Source organism: Streptomyces griseorubiginosus, assembly GCF_017614965.1.
Lineage (GTDB): Bacteria > Actinomycetota > Actinomycetes > Streptomycetales > Streptomycetaceae > Streptomyces > Streptomyces griseorubiginosus_B.
The window spans coordinates 1-17,440 of record NZ_WVUG01000186.1 but is presented as its reverse complement, the minus strand read 5'-3'; the positions used below and the strand labels follow the sequence as shown (position 1 = coordinate 17,440).

Below are 17,440 nucleotides of genomic sequence, written 5' to 3'. Positions count from 1 at the left end.
CCCCCGCTCCATGAGCCCCGCCAGCTTCCCCGCCGCCGTCTCGTAGGCGAGCCCTGAGGGCGGCCGGATGTTGCTCAGGCAGTTCCGGTCGGCGTCCGTCGTCACGCCCGGGACCGGCCGGTGGGTCAGATAGGCGCCCAGGGAGTCCGCCGCCGACATGCCGGGCCGTTCACCGACGAGGACCACGACCATCGTCGCGCCCATCGCCGACGCGACGTCGTCGCCGAGGGCCACCCGGGCCTGTTCGGCCAGGACCACCGGCGCGATGCTCCATCCGGTCAGCCGCGCCGACGTCTCCCGCACCATCGCGGCCGCGTGCTCGTGCACCGCCCTGCTGGACAGCCCGTCCGCCACCACGAACACCACGTCCCAGTCGCCGGTCGGCAGATGGGCGCGGTCCACGGCCCGCAGCCGGCGGCCCAGGTCGGGGCGCTGCAGATAGGTCAGCCGGTCAGGCGCCGCGCTGCGCACCCGTACCGTCGGCGTCCCGCTCAGCCCGGCCGCGACCACCTCCGGCTCGAAGGGCGAGTGGACCGCGTCCCGGGCCGCGGCGTGCGCGGTCTGGAGTTCCAGGCGGTGCACGGTGGGCAGCCCGGAGCCCGCCCGGCCCAGTCCGATGCGTGCCTGGGTGTGCCGCCGGAGCGCGGCCCACAGGGGCGGGTCGTCGGCGGGCACCGCCGCCTGGGTGTCCGTCATGCCGCCAGTTCCCTTCCGATCGCCGTCAGCGGATGCGAGGTCACCTCACGGACCCGGCCGCGCTCGTCCAGCAGCCCGGTCGACTCGAGCCACGTCTCGAACTCCGGTGCCGGGCGCAGGCCGAGCACCTCCCGGAGGTACAACGCGTCGTGGTAGGAGGCCGACTGGTAGTTGAGCATGATGTCGTCGCCGCCCGGCGTGCAGATCACGAAGGACGCGCCCGCGACGCCGAGCATGGTGAGCATCGTGGCGACATCGTCGTCATCGGCGTCCGCGTGGTTGGTGTAGCAGATGTCCAGGCCCATCGGCAGGCCGAGGAGTTTGCCGCAGAAGTGGTCCTCCAGGGCGGCCCGGAGGATCTGCCGGCCGTCGTAGAGGTACTCCGGGCCGATGAAGCCGACCACCGTGTTCACCAGCAGCGGCCGGTACCGGCGCGCGACCGCGTACGCCCTCGCCTCCACCGTCTGCTGGTCCACCCCGTGGTGCGCGTCCGCCGACAGGGCGCTGCCCTGTCCCGTCTCGAAGTACATGACGTTGTCGCCGACCGTCCCCCGGCCGAGCGCCCGGGCCGCCTCGTACGCCTCGTCCAGCAGGCCGAGCGTCACGCCGAACGCCGCGTTCGCCTTCTGCGTGCCGGCGACGGACTGGAAGACGAGGTCCACCGGGGCGCCGCGCTCCATCAGGTCCACACTCGTCGTGACGTGGCACAGCACGCAGGACTGCGTGGGGATGGCGTAACGGCGGATCACCCCGTCGAGCAGTTCCAGCAGGTCCCGTACGGCCTTCGGGCTGTCCGTCGCCGGGTTGATGCCGAGCACCGCGTCACCGGAGCCCAGCAGCAGACCGTCGAGGAGAGCCGCCGCCACGCCCGCCGGGTCGTCGGTGGGGTGGTTCGGCTGCAGCCGTGTCGCCAGCCGCCCCGGCAGCCCGATCGTCGACCGGAACGCCGTCACCACCCGTGTCCTGCGGGCCACGGACACCAGGTCCGCGTTCCCCATCAGTTTGGACACCGCCGCGACCATCTCCGGTGTGAGGCCCGGCGCCAGCGCCGTGAGCGCCGGGCCCTCGGCCGCCAGCAGCCAGTCGCGGAACTCGCCGACCGTCATCCCGGCCACCGGTGCGAAGGCGGCCGTGTCGTGCGTGTCGAGGATCAGCCGGGTCACGTCGTCGGTCTCGTACGGGATCACCGGCCGGGTCAGGAAGGTCGCCAGCGGCACCTCCGCCAGGGCCCAGCGCGCCGCGACCCGCTCCTGGGCGCTCGCGGCGGCGATTCCCGCGAGGCGGTCGCCGGAGCGTTCGGGGCTCGCGGCGGCCAGCAGCCGGGCGAGCGAGTCGAAACGGAAGCTGTGACCGCCGAGGGTGGACGTGTAGCTCATGGCGGCGACCGTACGGGCCCTGTGTTGCGGCCGGATTTCTAAAGGTCTGATTGACAAACATTTAATGCGACGGCGCCCTTGCGCGACTCATTCGGGCTGCAGAGTTCCGGTCCAGCGCAGCTATGGACCACCAGGAGAGAGGCCACCCGATGGCAGTGGACGAAGGACTCGCCCCGACGGCGAAGACGGCCGGAACAGAGACGGTTCACCGACTGAAACCCAATGCCGTGGGCCTCCTGGGCGTGGTCTTCATGGCCGTCGCGACCGCCGCTCCGATCACCGCGATGACCGGCAACGTGCCCTTCATGGTGTCGTCCGGCAACGGCATCGGCGCACCGGCCAGTTACGTGGTCGCAATGGTCGTCCTGGCAATCTTTTCCGTCGGCTTCACGTCAATGGCCCAGCACATCACCTCCACCGGCGCCTTCTACGGCTTCATCTCCTACGGCCTCGGCCGCACCGCGGGGCTGGCGTCGGGGCTGCTCGCGACCTTCGCCTACGCCGTGTTCGAGCCGGCGCTGATCGGCATCTTCTCGACCTTCGCCACCGGAACCCTCAAGGACCAGACGGGACTTGACATCCCGTGGTGGGCCTTCGCGCTGGTGATGCTCGCCGTCAACGCGACGGGCACCTGGTTCGGGGTCTCGGTCGCAGAGAAGCTCCTCGTGGTCCTGCTCGGCACCGAGGTGACCGTGCTCGCGGCGATGGCGATCTCGGTCGCGCTGCACGGCGGCGGCCCGCACGGCTTCACCTTCGGCCCGGTCAACCCGGTCAACGCGTTCAAGGGCACGTCCGCGGGGCTCGGCCTCTTCTTCGCCTTCTGGTCGTGGGTCGGCTTCGAGTCGACGGCGATGTACGGCGAGGAGTCCCGCGACCCGAAGAAGATCATCCCCAAGGCGACGATGATCAGCGTGCTGGGCGTCGGTGTCTTCTACGTCTTCGTCTCCTGGATGGCCATCATCGGCAACGGAGAGACGGAAGCCGTCAAGGTCGCCTCGTCGGCGAACCCGCTCGCACTGTTCTTCAACCCCACCGAGCGCTACGTCGGCCACTGGGCGGTCGACCTCATGCAGTGGCTGATGATCACGGGCTCGCTCGCCTGCGGCATGGCCTTCCACAACTGCGCCTCCCGCTACATGTACGCCCTGGGCCGCGAAGGCGTGCTCCCCTCCCTGCGGAACACCATCGGCCGCACCCACGCCCGGCACGGCTCCCCGCACATCGCGGGCCTGGTGCAGACGGGGGTGAGCGCGGTGCTGATCGTCGGCTTCTGGCTGACGAGCAAGGACCCTGCCAACGCCCTCTACGTCCTGCTCGCCATCCTCGGCACGATGGCGATCCTGATCGTGCAGGCGGTGTGCTCGTTCGCGGTGCTGGTCTACTTCCGCGGCCACCACCCCGAGAGCCGGCACTGGTTCAGGACCTTCACCGCACCACTCGTCGGCGGGGTCGCGATGCTCGCGGTGGTGCTGCTCCTGGTCTCCAACATGGACGTCGCGGCCGGCTCGGAGTCCGGCTCGCCGCTGCTGAAGGCGACACCGTGGCTGGTCGCCCTGGTCGCGGCGACCGGTGTCGGCTACGCCCAGTACCTCAAACGACGGTCCCCCGAGCGGTACGCCCTGCTCGGGCGGACGGTGCTGGAGGAGACCAGGGAGCGGTAGCCGCAGCCGGCCACACCCGCGCCCGTCACCCGCCGGAAGAGGTGACGGCGCGGGCTTCCGGCTGGTCAGTGGGAGAGCCACGTCTGCCCCTCGCGGCTCAGCCCGACCCGAACCGCTTCTCCCGGTGCGCCCGCCACCGCTCCATCATCCGAGCGACCTCGCCCTCGACGAACTCGAAGAAGGCGAGGGTCTCGGCCATGCGGCGGCCGGCCGGGGTGTCGGGGCCCAGACTGTTCACGCCCTCGCGCAGGGCGCCCTCCCAGCGCTTGATGACAGCATCGCGGTTGGTGAGCGCCTCGTACCACTGGTCGCCGTGCACCCCCGGTGCTGGTGCTCCCCACGGTGGCCGCCGTGCTGGTGGCCGTCGGGCTGGCGGGGCTGCGGAGGCGGGACCTGACCACCTGACCGGGGAACCCTCGGGCGGCCTTCGTACGTCCCTCCCGGACATGGGACAACGTACGGAGGCCGCCGCCGGCTGTCTGACCGCGGCCCTCGGCGCGGGCGCTGGGCTCGCGGTGTGGGCCGTGGACGTCCGGGCCCGGCTCTGGCGGTTCGAGCGGGCCCCGGACTGGAAGGTGCTCTACGCCGAACTGCCGCTGGCGGTCCTGGGCGGGACCGCCCTCGGGCTCGGGCTCTGGGCCCTGGTGCGCCGTTTCAGACCGTGACGTCGAGCCCCTGGAGCCCGCGGATCACGAAGTTGGGCTTGCGTACGGGCTCCTGGGCGAGGCTCAGGGCCGGGGCCTTCTCCAGGAGGGCCGTCATCGAGGCGGCGAGTTCGATACGGGCGAGCGGCGCGCCGATGCAGTAGTGGATGCCGGCGGAGAAGGAGATGTGCGGGTTCTCCGCGCGGGTGAGGTCGAGCCGCTCGGGGTCGCGGAAGACCTCGGGGTCGTGGTTGGCGGAGCCGAAGAGCATCGCGATCTCGGCGCCGCGCGGAATGGTCGTCCCGTCGATCTCGATGTCGTCAAGCACCCAGCGTTCGAAGAGCTGGAGCGGGGTGTCGTACCGCATCAACTCCTCGATCGCGGACGGGATGAGGGAGTGGTCGGCGCGCAGGGCCGCCAGCTGGGCGGGGTTGCGGAACAGCGCGTACCAGCCGTTGACCGTGGCGTTGACGGTCGCCTCGTGACCGGCGTTGAGGAGCAGCACGGCGGTGGAGATCATCTCCTGCTCGGTCAGCCGGTCGCCCTCGCCATGGGCGGCGATGAGACCGGAGATGAGATCGTCGCCGGGCTTCTCGCGCCGCTCGGCGATGAGCTCGCGCAGATAGTCCGAGAACTCCACGGAGGCCTGGACGGCCCTGCGTGCCGTCTCCTCGGAGGGGTTCAGCTCGTACATCCCGCAGATGTCCGCCGACCAGGGCCTCAGTGGGGCCCGGTCCGCCTCCGGGATGCCCAGCATCTGGGCGATGACGGCGACGGGGAGCGGTTCGGCGACGTCGGTGAGGAGATCGCCGCCGCCCTTCTCGACGAGCCGGTCCACGAGGTCCCCGGCGAGCTCGTTCACGTACGGCTTGAGCTGCTCGACCGTCCTCGGCGTGAACGCCTTCGACACGAGCCGGCGGATCCGGGTGTGGTCCGGCGGTTCGAGATCGAGCATGCCGTGGTCGTTGAGCGTGTGGAACGGCTCGTGCTCGGGCGGGGGTGCGGTGCGGCCGAAGTCCTCGTGTGTGAACCGGTGCTGGTAGGTACGGCCCAGCCGCCGCTCCCGCAGCAGCGCCGACACGTCCGCGTGGTGCGGGACGAGCCACTGGTTCGTGGGCTCGAAGTAGTGCACGCGGCCCTTGGCACGGAGTTCGGCGTAGGCGGGGTAGGGGTCGGCGACGAACGCCGGGTCCCAGGGGTCGAAGGCTGCCATGCGGGGACGCTAACCCGGGGCACCGGGCTCTGACCAGGGGTGTTCCGTCAGCGCCTGCAGACCCGTGGCGAGCAGGCGGGCCGCGCGGTGGACCTCGGCCGTCACCTCGTCGTACAGCTGCTCCGGTGTCTCGGTGCGGTTCAGGTGGCGGTGCAGCGACTGGAACTGCAGCGGCCACAGGGCCAGCAGCGCGGCCGCGGCGATCCGGGGTTCGGGAGCGTCCGGGGTCGTGCCCGTTCGGTGGGCCAGGATCTCGGCGGCGACGGTGACCTGCTGGTCCGTCATGTCGTGGTGGTAGGCGCGCAGGGACGGGGTGGACCTGGTGAGCGCGGAGAAGCGCAGGAGGGCCGCCTTCGCCTCCGCCGGGTCCTCCTGCGCGGCCAGCCAGGAGGTGAGGGCGGTCAGTTCGGCGGAGAGGATCTCCAGGACGGCCTCGACCGGTGAGCGGGCCGGGTCGGGCAGAACGGCCCGCAGGGAGTCGAGGGTGCTCGCCCCCAGGTCCAGGACCAGGGACTCCTTCGTCGGGAAGTGGTTGAACACCGTCTTCTCCGACACCCCGCAGGCCTCGGCGATCTCGGCCACCCGTACCGCGTCGAAGCCCCGCTCCAGGAACATCTCGGTGGCCGTGTCCGACAGCCGCTGCCGCAGCTGCCGCTTCTTGCGCTCCCGCAGCCCCTCCCCGGCCGGCTCCTCCTCCCGGCGGCGCAACGCCGTCCAGTCCACAGTGCGCGTGCTCATGGCTGGAGCTTAGAGGGCCACGGTCGTTTATTTTTACTGCTACAGTAATTTTTCAGTGACTGTACATATCAGGACGTGAGTCCGGATCGGCCCGAGGAGCCCCCATGAGCGCCATCCACATCGTCCGCGACTACCCCCACCCACCCCGCAAGGTCTGGCGGGCGGTCACCGATCCCGAGGTGATCCCGCAGTGGACGGCCACCGGGGCGGGCGCGCGGCCGGAGGGGTTCGCGACCGTGCCGGGCACGCGGTTCCGGTTCGTCGCCAGGCCGAAACCCGGCTGGAGCGGTGTCGTGGTGTGCGAGGTGCTGGAGGTCCGGGAGCCCTCGCTGCTGCGGTACTCGTGGCAGGACGAGGGCGGCGGTGAGGTGACCGAGGTCGCCTACCGCCTCCAGCCGCACGCCGGCGGAACGCGCTTCACCTACGACCACACCGGCTTCACCGGCGCCGGAGGCTTCCTCACGGCGAGGATCCTCGGCAGCGTCCGGACCAGGATGCTCGACAAGGGCCTGCCCGCCGTCCTCGACCGGCTCGGCTAGCCCGGCGTCACCAGCCGTGCCTCGTACGCGAACACCGCCGCCTGGGTGCGGTCCCTCAGGCCCAGCTTCACCAGGACGCGGCTGACGTGGGTCTTGATCGTGGACTCGGCGACCACCAGGCGTTCGGCGATCTCCGCGTTCGACAGGCCCTGGGCGATGAGGACCAGGACCTCCGTCTCCCGGTCGGTGAGGTCGCCGTAGGCCGTCATCGCGGACTGCATCGGGCGCGGGGTGCCCGAGAGCTTCGAGAACTCCGTGATCAGGCGCTTCGTCACCGAGGGGGCCAGCAGCGCCTCGCCGGACGCCACCACCCGTACGCCGTCGGCGAGTTGGCGGGCCGAGGCGTCCTTGAGGAGGAAGCCGGAGGCTCCCGCCCGCAGGGCCTGGTACACGTACTCGTCGAGGTCGAAGGTGGTCAGGACCAGGACCTTCGCCGTGGTGTCGGAGGCCACGATCTCCCGGGTCGCCTCGATCCCGTTCAGTTCGGGCATGCGGATGTCCATCAGGACCACGTCGGGGGAGAGTTCGCGGACGCGGTCCACCGCCTCGCGGCCGTTGACCGCCTCCCCCACGACCTCGATGTCCGGCATCGCGTTCAGCAGGACCGAGAAGCCCTCGCGCACCATCATCTGGTCGTCCGCGATCAGCACGCGGATGGTCATGCGTCCCCTTCGCTCATGGTGGCGACGGGCAGGAACACCGTCACCTCATAGCCTCCCTCGTCCGTCCGGGCCGCCGTCATCTCGCCGTTCAGCATGGAGACCCGCTCCCGCATACCGGTGATGCCGTGCCCCGCGCCGGGTGAGGGCTTGACGAGCGACGGCTCGGGCGGCGGGGCGTTGACGACACGCAGGCCGAGCCCGCCGAGCACGTACGACACCTCCACCTTCGCCGCCGCGCCGGGCGCGTGCCGCAGGGTGTTGCTCAGTGCCTCCTGCACGATGCGGTACGCCGACAGCTCGACGCCCTGCGGGAGTTCGCGTACCGCGCCGGTGACCGTCTTGTCGACGGTCAGTCCCGCCTCGCGCACGTTGGCGAGCAGAGCGTCGAGGTCGGCGAGCGTGGGCTGCGGGGCGTCCGGGGCCTCGTAGTCCTCGGCACGTACGACGCCCAGCACGCGGCGCAGTTCGGTCAGCGCCGCCACCGCGTTCTCCCGGATGGTCGCGAACGCCTTCTCCAGCTCCGGCGGCGGGTTCTCCACCCGGTAGGGGGCGGCCTCCGCCTGGATGGCGACGACCGACATGTGGTGCGCGACCACGTCGTGCAGCTCGCGGGCGATCGTGGTGCGCTCCTCCAGGAGCGTGCGCCGGGAGCGCTCGTGGGCGGTGACCGTCTGCTGGGCGTCCACCTCCTGCCGGGCCTGGCGGCGGATGTGCCAGACGGTGACGGCGAGCAGGGCCAGGGCGGAGAGGAACAGCATCTCCATCGTGTTCGAGGGCATGTAGCGCCCGCCCTCGAGGAAACTCTCCGCCGCGGCGCCGTAGACGGCCGTCAGCAGCCACATCCATGCCGCCGTGCGCGGCCGGGTGCGTATCGCCACGACGGTCAGCACCACCAGGTGGGCGACGAAGCTGCCCGGCAGCCACGGCCAGTCGTCGTCGTAGCCGCCCGTCCACATCGCGGCGAACAGCGACACGGCCATCGACAGCCAGAAGGCGGCGACGGGCCGCATCGCCGCCAGCAGGACGGGGGCCATGGTGATCAGGCCGAGGGCCACGTTGACGCCCGCGCCGCTGTCGTCGCTGTTGGCGGCGATGAGCAGCACGAGGGCCGCGGCCGCGATGACCAGGGCCTGCGGAGTCCAGGTCGCGTACTCCCGCCAGCGGCCCGGCAGCCCGCGCACGAGCCGGCTGTCCACGCCCAGGCGGGGCAGCGGGCGGTAGGCGAAGGCGCCTTTGAACAGGTCCTGCCGCAGCCCGCGCAGGGCGTCCGCGGCCGCCCGCACCTCGGGGCTGCGCGGCTTGTAGGGCTCGAACGCGCTGTCCGGCGATTCCGGCGGCAGCGGTTGCGTGTGGGTCGTCTCGGTCACGCTCACAAGGTAGGCGCGGGCCGGGGTCGCGGTCGTCACCAGTGAGGAGGGTCCTTCGGCCTCCCTCTCAGGTACTACGGCCGTCTCAGCCCCGAGCCACTGGCCCGCCGGCCGCACCAGCGCCGACGTAAGCGAACACCGCCGCCTGCGTACGGTCCCTCAGGCCCAGCTTCACCAGGATGCGACCCACATGCGTCTTCCCGGTCGGCTCGGCGACGACCACTCGGCGGACGGCGCGCAGCTCCGGAGCGGCTTGCTCGGCGCGGCCCGTGGTGAGGACGGTGGTACTGACGCGACCCGGGTCGCGTGCGCGAGGTCGCCGAAGACCTCGGTGACCTGGCCGGGACCCCGCCCGTCGCAGTGCAGCCGGCGGCTGGTCGGGGCGGCCAGAGCGCGGTCGGTGGCGGCGCGGACGCGGTCCCCGTGGGCCTCGGCCGTTCCGGTGGCCCGGGCGGCGCGGCGCCATCTCGATCCACCCGCCCGCGCCCGCCGGGTCGATGAGGGGGAAGTGGCCGACGTCCTCCAGGAGCGTGAGGCCCACCACCTCGCCGGCCTTCGCCGCCGCGTCCGCGTACGACTCGGCAACCGCTTGCGGTACGACGAGGTCGCTCCGCCCCTGGACCAGCGTCGTGGCGATACCGGTGGGCAGCAGCAGCGCCGGGTCGGCGTACGGGCGCCGCTCGGCGAACTTGTCGTCGCCGCCCAGGAGTTGGCGCGCGGCACCGGAACAGACGTCCAGCTTGTCGGCCACCTCGAAGTCGGCGATGGGCGCCAGGGCCACCACACCGCGGAGCGCGGCGGGGGCGGCGGTACGCCAGGGCGTGTCCGGCGGCAGGACATGGCGGGCCGCCGCCCACAGGGCGAGGTGCCCGCCCGCCGAGTGCCCGGTGAGCACCATGCGGCGCGGGTCGGCCTGCGGCAGCGCCTGCCGGGTGAGGGCGGGCAGCGCGTCCAGCGCCGCCGAGACGTCGTCGAAGGTGTCGGGCCAACGACCCGCCACCGCGGGGGAGTCGGAGCGCCCCGAGGTCCCGGTCCCGTCTCCCCGCCGGTACTCCACGCTCGCCACCGCGAACCCCCGCCGGGCCAGGAAGTCCGCGAACGGCGAGATGTGCCGCCGGTCGTACGGCGCCCGCCACGCGCCCCCGTGCAGGACGACGACCAGCGGAACGGCCGCCCCCGCCCCCGTCCCGCCACGCGGGGCGTAGAAGTCGATCAGCTGGTCGGGGTGGTCCCCGTACCCGGCGGTGGAGTCGGGGTCGACCGCCGGGTGCGAGAACGCCGACTCCTCCTCGGCGGCGGCACGGGCTGCTGCGGCGTCGTCCGGCATGCTCCAACCTCTCAGCGATGTAACGGAGTCAGGGCCTGGTGGGGAACCGGCCGTTGGCCGGGACGGTACCAGGCCCATGACGTGCGCCGACACGCGGATGTCACGCTGGGTGAGTGGGAAAACGGTTCTGTCGGACCATTTCCCCCTCACCCCCTCACCCGCGCCGGCTAGCTCCCCAGCGTCTGTCCCAGCACCCGGGCCGCCCGCTCCACGTCCGCGAAGGAGACGTACAGCGGTGTGAAGCCGAAGCGCAGGACGTCCGGGTGCCGGAAGTCACCGACCACACCCCGTTCGATCAGCCGTTTCATGACGTCCCCGGCGTCCGCACAGCGCAGCGCGACCTGGCTGCCGCGCTCCTCGTGCGCGACCGGCGTCAGCGACTCCACGAGCCCCGCCGGCACGTACTCCTCCACGCACTCCAGGAAGAAGTCCGTGAGGGCGAGGGACTTGGCGCGTACCGCCTCGATCGGAACGCCGTCCCAGACGTCCAGCGCCGCCTCCAGGGCCAGCATGGACAGGATGTCCGGGGTGCCGACGCGGCCCCGCAGCGCGCCCGGCGCCGGTTCGTAGTCCGGGCGCATGCCGAAGGGCTCGGCGTGCGAGTTCCAGCCCGGCAGCGGGGAGTCGAAGCGGTCCTGGAGGTCACGGCGGACGTAGAGGTACGCCGGTGAACCGGGGCCGCCGTTGAGGTACTTGTAGGTGCACCCGACCGCCAGGTCCACCCCGTGCCGGTCCAGGCCGACCGGCAGCGCGCCCGCGCTGTGGCACAGGTCCCACACGCTGACGGCGCCCACCGCGTGCACGGCCGCCGTGAGCGAGGGCAGGTCGTGGAGCCGGCCCGTGCGGTAGTCGACGTGGTTGAGCAGCACGGCGGCGGTGCGGTCCGAGAGCACGCCCGGCACCTGTCCCGGCGTCACCGGGCGCAGTGTGCAGCCCGTCAGCCGGGCCGCGGACTCGGCTATGTAGCCGTCGGTCGGGAAGGTCGTCGCGTCGACGACGATCTCGTCGCGCCCGTCCCTCGCCAACCGCGCCAGGCGCACCGCCCCCACAAGTGCCTTGAAGACGTTGACACTTGTCGAGTCGCCGACCACGATCTGCCCGGCCGCAGCCCCCACCAGGGGGGCGATCCGGTCGCCGATCCGCTCCGGCGCCGTCCACCAGCCGCTCTCGTCCCAGGACCGGATCCTGAGCGAGCCCCACTGGCGTCGTACGACGTCGTCGACCCGGCCCGGGACGGCCGCGGGCAGCGCGCCGAGCGAGTTGCCGTCCAGGTAGACGACCTCGTCGAGGACGAACTCGCCGCGCACCGCGGCCAGTTCGTCGGCGGCGTCCAGCTTTTCCGCGCGCACTGTGAGCTCAGACATGTGACCGCGCCGTCCACAGCTCGGGGAACACGTTCTTCTGCGCGCGCTTCTCCAGCCAGGCCACCCCGGCCGAGCCGCCCGTGCCCGCCTTGGAACCCATGGCGCGGCGCGTGGCGACCAGGTGGTCGTTGCGCCATCGCCACACCAGTTCGGCGACGTCGGTCAACGCCTCGCCGAGGCGGGCGAGTTCGTCGCTCTCGTCGCCCGCGTAGAGCGCCGTCCAGACCGCCTCGACCTCCTCCGAGGGCTCGTAGCGCCGCGATACGTCGCGCCGCAGCACAGCCTCGGGGATCGCGTGCCCGCGCCGGGCGAGCAGCCGCAGCACCTCGTCGTACAGGCTCGGCTCGTGCAGCGCCTTCTCCAGTTCCGCGTGGACGCGGGGGGCGCCGCGGTGCGGGACCAGCATGGACGCGGACTTGTCCCCGAGCAGGAACTCCATGCGGCGGTACATCGCGGACTGGAAGCCGGAGCCCTCGCCGAGGGCGGAGCGGTAGGAGTTGAACTGGGCGGGGGTGAGCTGGCCGAGCGGCTTCCAGGAGGCGTTCAGCGCCTCCAGTTCCCGCACCGAACGCTTCAGCGCGGCGATCGCGGTCGGCACGTCGTCCGAGCGCAGGGCGCGCGCCGCCGTCTCCCATTCATGGACGATGACGGTGAACCACAGCTCCATGACCTGGGTCGTGACCAGGAAGACCATCTCTCCTGGGTCGTCGGAGAGGGTGTGCTGGAGGTGGGTGAGCACGTCCGCCTTGACGTAGTCCTCGTACGGCGTCGTGCCGGCGAAGTCGAGATGCGGGGTCTCTGGCTCCTGGGTCTCGTGAGCCTCGTGGGACATCGCTGTCTCCTGTGATGTTCTCCGGGTAGCGGTCCGCCCCTGCCGTTACCGACACGGGGGCCCCGGTCCCCACCCGCATTCTTTTCAATGCCCCCCGGCATCGCAAGGCCCGCCTCGTCACACCGGACGGGCGGGCCTGGGACAGACGGGAAGGACGGGAAGGACGGGTCAGCCGAGGGTCTGGGCCGCCGTCGGGGAGGAGTCCTTCAGGAACTGGGTGCAGCGCTCGTACTCCTCCTGCTCACCGATCGCGCCGGCCGCGCGGGCGAGAGCGTGCAGGGCGCGCAGGAAGCCACGGTTCGGCTCGTGCTCCCAAGGCACCGGGCCGTGCCCCTTCCACCCGCTGCGCCGCAGGGCGTCCAGGCCGCGGTGGTAGCCGGTACGGGCGTAGGCGTACGACTCCACGACACTGCCCCGCTCGAACGCCTCGTCGGCCAGCTGGGCCCAGGCCAGCGAGGACGTCGGGTACTTCGCCGCCACGTCCGCGGGCGGGGTGCCGTTCGCCAGCAGCTCGCGGGGCGCGGGGTCGTCGGGAAGGTGAGTCGGGGGCGGTCCCCCGAGAAGGTTCTCGTGAATGGCCATGCCCCCCAGTCTGCGCCATCCCCCTCGGCCCGAGCACGGGCCCACCCACGCACCGACTCAGGACAGACACTTGGCCGCGGGGTCGGGAATGGCACTGGCCGCCCCACCTAAAGCAACGCGCCCGGCCACCCGAGCGCAAGCCAGACCCCTGGCCAGCCGGGCTCAGGAGAGGTGCTTGGCTGCGCGTCCCCCCTCCAGCGGTGGAGCCGCCACACCACCGTGGGTGCGGCACTCCGGGCGGCGGCAGTCGGGGGGTAGGGGGCGTACGGTCGTGAAGGCTACTGCCGAGGCCACGGCCAGTACCCCGGCGCACAGGAGCATCGCGCGGTGGAAGGCGGTGTTGAAGGCGTCCGGGGAGCGGTAGGCCTCCGGGCCCATCCCGGCGAGCAGCGGCAGCGCGGCCACCGCGATCAGACCCGCCGCACGGGCCGCCGCGTTGTTGATGCCGCTGGCCAGCCCCGCCCGCGCGGTGTCCACCGAGGCCAGGACGGTCGCGGTCAGCGGTGCGACCAGGGCGACCATGCCGGTGCCCTGCACGAGCAGGGCGGGCAGGACGTCGGCCACGTAGGAGGACCCCGGGCCGACCCGCAGCATCAGCAGCATCCCGGTCGCGCAGAGCAGGGGGCCGACGGTGAGCGGGATGCGCGGGCCGATCCGGTCGGCCAGGGCGCCGGAGCGGGCCGAGAACAGCAGCATCATGGCCGTCGTCGGCAGCAGGGCCGTACCCGCGGCGAGCGGCGACCAGCCGAGGGCGACCTGGAGCTGGAGGGCGGTGAGGAAGAAGTAGCCGCCGAAGGCCGCGTACACGCACAGCGTGACCAGGTTGACGGCCGTGAACTGGCGCGAGCGGAAGATGTCCAGCGGCATCATCGGGTCAGGGCGCCGCTTCTCGACGTACACGAAGGCGACGCCCGCGAGGACACCGGCGACCGCCGTGACGGCGACGATCAGGGAGCCCTGCCGGGCCTCGATCAGGGCGTAGGTGACGAGGGCGAGCGAGAGCGCTCCGAGGAAGGCGCCCAGGATGTCGAAACGGCCGTGCGCACGGCCGTCCGCGGAGTCGGGCACGTGCCGCACGGCGATGGGCGCGCACAGCAGGGCCAGCGGGACGTTGAGCAGGAAGACCCAGCGCCAGCCGGGCCCGGCCACCAGCCAGCCGCCCAGGAACGGCCCGACGGCCGCGCCGATGCCCCCGAACCCGGACCACAGGCCCACGGCCCGGCCCCGGTCGTCGGGATGGAAGGACGCCTGGATCAGCGCGAGGGAACCGGGCGTGAGCAGCGCCCCGCCGACGCCCTGGAGGGCACGGGCGGCGATGAGCACCCCGGCGTTCGGCGCGAGTCCGCACAACAGGGACGCGGCGGCGAACCAGACCACACCGAGCACGAAGATCTTGCGGCGGCCGTACCGGTCGCCGAGGCTGCCGCCGAGCAGGATCAGCCCGGCCAGCGTGAGCATGTACGCGTTGACGGTCCACTGCAGCGCGGCGAGATCGGCGCCGAGATCACGGCCGATGCGCGGGAGGGCGACGTTGACGACGGTCGAGTCCAGCATCGCCATGCTGGAGCCGAGGACGGTGGTGAGCAGGATCCATCTGCCCTGGGGTGAGGCCAGCCGGACGTCGGGCATGCCCCAGGTATACAGCGAGCCCGGCGCCTTCCGACAGGCACCGGGCTCTCCGTGCGGCTGCTGACCGCAGCCGCTTACTTGATCTTGTTGCCCGCCGAGCGCAGGTTCTGCGTGGCCTCGACGACGCGCGCGGCCATGCTCGCCTCGGCCAGCTTGCCCCAGGTGCGCGGGTCGTAGGTCTTCTTGGAGCCGACCTCGCCGTCGACCTTCAGGACACCGTCGTAGTTCTTGAACATGTGGTCGGCGACCGGACGCGTGAAGGCGTACTGGGTGTCGGTGTCGATGTTCATCTTGACGACGCCGTTCTCCAGGGCGGTGCGGATCTCCTGCTCGGTGGAGCCGGAGCCGCCGTGGAAGACGAAGTCGAACGGGGACTGCTTGCCGAACTTGGCGGCGACGCCGTCGCTCAGCTCCTTCAGCAGCTCCGGACGCAGGACGACGTTGCCCGGCTTGTACACGCCGTGGACGTTGCCGAAGGAGGCGGCGAGCAGGTAGCGGCCCTTCTCGCCCAGGCCGAGGGCCTCGGCCGTGCGGATCGCGTCCTCGACCGTGGTGTACAGGGAGTCGTTGATCTCGTGCGAGACACCGTCCTCCTCGCCACCGGTCGGGGTGATCTCCACCTCGAGGATGATGTTGGCCCGGCGGGCCTGCTGCAGGAGCTCCTGGGCGATGGAGAGGTTGTCCGCGAGGGTCTCGGCGGAGCCGTCCCACATGTGCGACTGGAACAGCGGGGTGAGGCCGGCCTCGACCCGCTTCTCGGAGATCGCCAGCAGCGGGCGTACGTACCCGTCGAGCTTGTCCTTCGGGCAGTGGTCGGTGTGCAGCGCCACGTTGACCGGGTACTTCTCGGCGACGATGTGCGCGAACTCGGCGAGCGCGACCGAACCGGTCACCATCTCCTTGGCGTACTGGCCGCCCAGGAACTCGGCGCCGCCCGTCGAGATCTGGACGATGCCGTCGCTCTCCGCCTCCGCGAAACCGCGCAGGGCCGCGTGCAGGGTCTGGGTCGAGGTCACGTTGATGGCCGGATAGGCGAACTTGCCTGCCTTCGCCCGGTCCAGCATCTCGTTGTAGACCTCGGGAGTTGCGATGGGCATCTGTCCGCTCCTTGGTATGTGCGGGTTGGCGATCTGCGTACTACGGCCCTGACCTAGACCTTGGGGGTGACGTCATCGTCGGCCCACATCTTCGCAGACATGGCCGGGTGCTTTGCCCGCCGTGTCCAAGTTGTGGATAACCCCTGTGGACAACTCAGTCCAGACCCAGGTCGTCCTTCGAGTAGGCGAAGAGATACGGCACTCCCGCGCCCTCCTGGATCTTCTCCGCGGCGCCGGTCGCCCGGTCCACGATCGTGGCCACCGCGACGACCTCGGCGCCGGCCTCGCGCACCGCCTCGACGGCGGTCAGCGGGGAGCCGCCGGTGGTGGAGGTGTCCTCGACGACGAGCACACGCCGGCCCTTGATCTCCGGGCCCTCGACGCGCCGCTGCAGCCCGTGCGCCTTGGCCGCCTTGCGGACGACGAAGGCGTCCAGACGCTTCCCGCGCGCGGCGGCCGCGTGCAGCATCGAGGCCGCGACCGGGTCGGCGCCCATGGTGAGCCCGCCCACCGCGTCGAACTCCAGGTCGGCGGTCAGGTCCAGGAGCACCTGGCCGACCAGCGGAGCGGCCTCCCCGTCGAGCGTGATGCGGCGCAGGTCGACGTAGTAGTCGGCCTCCAGACCCGAGGAGAGGGTCACCTTGCCGTGCACCACGGCCTTGTCCTTGATCTGCTGCAGCAGCGCGCCACGTACGTCCGTCGTCATGCCAGTCAGCTTAAAGGCGGCGTCACGTCCGGTCAGAGGCGGCGCCAGGTCCAGGTGGTCGCCGCTTCCAGCGGCTCCAGGGGCGTGACCAGCCGGGGCAGCGTGTTCAGTCCGTCGGGCGGCCCGGTCTGCGGCTCCACGCAGACGGCGGCCTCCTGCTCGTCGTACACCACGACCCACTCCTCGCGGCTGGCCACCTTCAGCTCCAGCTGCCCGGGCCAGGTCAGCGTGACGTCGACACCGCCGGGCATGCCGAAGCAGTCGTCCCAGGGGCCGGGCCGCGGCTCGATCCGGTTGCCGGTGGGGAGGTGGTCCGCCCCGCGCTCCTCCTGCCAGGCGGGCGTGAAGCCGACGCGGACGTCCTCGCCGCCCAGGTTCCGGTTGAACCAGGGGTGCCAGCCGATCTGGGCCGGGAAGGAGGAGCCGTACGTCTCCACGGACATCGTCAGCGTCAGCGAGTCGGGCGTCAGCTCGATCTGCTGGGTGACCCGCCCGGGGTAGGGCCAGGGCTCGACCAGGTCGTACGTGATCACCGCCTCGTCGCTCTGTACGCGCGCGGGGCGCCAGGCGCCGTCGCGGACGGTGCCGTGGATGGCGTGCGGCGGGGAGTTGAGCGGCATCTGGTGCACGGTGGCGCCGTCCCGGAACCGTCCGTCCCGGATCCGCCCGCACCAGGGGACCATCGGGAAGCAGCCGAACCGCTCGCCCTGGCGCAGCAGTTCGACCCCGCCGATCCGCAGTCCACCGATCCGTCCGCCGTTGCCCGGCCGCACGGTCACCTCCGCGTCGCCCGCGGTCAGCGTGATGTCTTCGTCGCTCACGGGACGACCCTACTGGGGTGATCAAGGGGGCGCCGGTGGACAGGGGCGCGGTGCGCACGTCACCGGCGTCGGCGCAGCACCCGTCCCACCACGATCGCCGAGGCCAGCACCACGGCCGCCGCGGGGGCCGCCCAGCGCAGCGGGGATCCCGGGGAGACCGTCTGCGGGGCGGGCACGGGGGCGTAG

The 17,440-nt window shown here is 71.8% G+C and carries 16 protein-coding genes and 3 pseudogenes; 3 read left to right on the top strand and 16 right to left on the bottom strand.

The genetic code is table 11. The features are described 5' to 3' along the window. The coding region (gene eutC / locus GRC12_RS28805; RefSeq protein WP_208782286.1) for an ethanolamine ammonia-lyase subunit EutC at positions 1-696 on the bottom strand (696 nt) is incomplete at its 3' end. Then, the gene (locus tag GRC12_RS28800; RefSeq protein WP_208782285.1) at positions 693-2,072 is read right to left on the bottom strand and encodes an ethanolamine ammonia-lyase subunit EutB; all 1,380 of its coding nucleotides are present in this window, start codon (positions 2,070-2,072) and stop codon (positions 693-695) included. The genes eutC and GRC12_RS28800, both read right to left, overlap by 4 nt. Before the next feature lie 149 nt (positions 2,073-2,221). Here GRC12_RS28800 and GRC12_RS28795 point away from each other — a divergent pair, with 149 nt between their 5' ends. Beyond that, a complete protein-coding gene (locus GRC12_RS28795; protein ID WP_208782284.1) occupies positions 2,222-3,733 on the top strand; it encodes an APC family permease in 1,512 nt (503 codons plus the stop codon). A 97-nt stretch (positions 3,734-3,830) separates the two neighbouring features. On the opposite strand, the pseudogene GRC12_RS28790 reads toward GRC12_RS28795, so the two are convergent. Next, positions 3,831-4,055, bottom strand: a pseudogene (locus tag GRC12_RS28790) (MarR family transcriptional regulator); the annotation flags it as partial. Between the two features lie 124 nt (positions 4,056-4,179). Here GRC12_RS28790 and GRC12_RS28785 point away from each other — a divergent pair. Then, positions 4,180-4,398 (top strand): hypothetical protein, encoded by a 219-nt coding sequence (locus GRC12_RS28785; protein WP_208782283.1) that lies wholly within the window; start codon positions 4,180-4,182, stop codon positions 4,396-4,398. On the opposite strand, the gene GRC12_RS28780 is transcribed toward GRC12_RS28785, so the two are convergent. Then, entirely contained in the window at positions 4,388-5,590 is a 1,203-nt protein-coding gene (locus GRC12_RS28780; protein ID WP_208782282.1) for a cytochrome P450, read from the bottom strand. The genes GRC12_RS28785 and GRC12_RS28780 overlap by 11 nt on opposite strands. A 9-nt stretch (positions 5,591-5,599) precedes the next feature. Beyond that, on the bottom strand, positions 5,600-6,328 hold the full coding sequence (locus GRC12_RS28775; protein ID WP_208782281.1) for a TetR/AcrR family transcriptional regulator: 729 nt from the start codon (positions 6,326-6,328) through the stop codon (positions 5,600-5,602). Positions 6,329-6,432: 104 nt separating this feature from the next. On the opposite strand from GRC12_RS28775, the gene GRC12_RS28770 reads away from it, so the two are divergent. Then, entirely contained in the window at positions 6,433-6,867 is a 435-nt protein-coding gene (locus tag GRC12_RS28770) for an SRPBCC family protein (RefSeq protein ID WP_208782280.1), read from the top strand. Here GRC12_RS28770 and GRC12_RS28765 read toward each other — a convergent pair. The 11 genes and pseudogenes from GRC12_RS28765 to GRC12_RS45860 form a co-directional block, all read right to left on the bottom strand. Then, on the bottom strand, positions 6,864-7,529 hold the full coding sequence (locus tag GRC12_RS28765; RefSeq protein ID WP_133044177.1) for a response regulator: 666 nt from the start codon (positions 7,527-7,529) through the stop codon (positions 6,864-6,866). The genes GRC12_RS28770 and GRC12_RS28765 overlap by 4 nt on opposite strands. After that, positions 7,526-8,896: a sensor histidine kinase gene (locus GRC12_RS28760; RefSeq protein WP_208782279.1), complete on the bottom strand. Its 1,371-nt coding sequence runs from the start codon at positions 8,894-8,896 to the stop codon at positions 7,526-7,528. Before GRC12_RS28760 ends, GRC12_RS28765 begins: the two co-directional genes overlap by 4 nt. A gap of 487 nt (positions 8,897-9,383) precedes the next feature. Continuing rightward, positions 9,384-10,223, bottom strand: a pseudogene (locus GRC12_RS28755) (alpha/beta hydrolase family protein); the annotation flags it as partial. A gap of 167 nt (positions 10,224-10,390) precedes the next feature. Next, positions 10,391-11,587: a kynureninase gene (kynU, locus tag GRC12_RS28750; protein ID WP_208782278.1), complete on the bottom strand. Its 1,197-nt coding sequence runs from the start codon at positions 11,585-11,587 to the stop codon at positions 10,391-10,393. Further along, positions 11,580-12,419, bottom strand: a complete 840-nt coding sequence (locus GRC12_RS28745) for a tryptophan 2,3-dioxygenase family protein (protein WP_208782277.1) — start codon at positions 12,417-12,419, stop codon at positions 11,580-11,582. The genes kynU and GRC12_RS28745 overlap by 8 nt, the downstream gene beginning before the upstream one ends. Before the next feature lie 168 nt (positions 12,420-12,587). Continuing rightward, complete coding sequence (locus tag GRC12_RS28740; protein ID WP_133044168.1) at positions 12,588-13,001, bottom strand: DUF3151 domain-containing protein; 414 nt, start codon at positions 12,999-13,001, stop codon at positions 12,588-12,590. 162 nt (positions 13,002-13,163) lie between these two features. Beyond that, the gene (locus tag GRC12_RS28735; protein WP_208782276.1) at positions 13,164-14,630 is read right to left on the bottom strand and encodes an MFS transporter; all 1,467 of its coding nucleotides are present in this window, start codon (positions 14,628-14,630) and stop codon (positions 13,164-13,166) included. Between the two features lie 74 nt (positions 14,631-14,704). Beyond that, the gene (gene fbaA, locus GRC12_RS28730) at positions 14,705-15,727 is read right to left on the bottom strand and encodes a class II fructose-bisphosphate aldolase (protein WP_208782275.1); all 1,023 of its coding nucleotides are present in this window, start codon (positions 15,725-15,727) and stop codon (positions 14,705-14,707) included. A gap of 154 nt (positions 15,728-15,881) precedes the next feature. After that, on the bottom strand, positions 15,882-16,433 hold the full coding sequence (gene pyrE, locus GRC12_RS28725) for an orotate phosphoribosyltransferase (protein WP_133044165.1): 552 nt from the start codon (positions 16,431-16,433) through the stop codon (positions 15,882-15,884). Between the two features lie 32 nt (positions 16,434-16,465). Beyond that, on the bottom strand, positions 16,466-17,254 hold the full coding sequence (locus GRC12_RS28720) for an aldose epimerase family protein (protein ID WP_208782274.1): 789 nt from the start codon (positions 17,252-17,254) through the stop codon (positions 16,466-16,468). A gap of 59 nt (positions 17,255-17,313) precedes the next feature. Next, a pseudogene (locus GRC12_RS45860) lies at positions 17,314-17,440 on the bottom strand (carbon monoxide dehydrogenase); the annotation flags it as partial.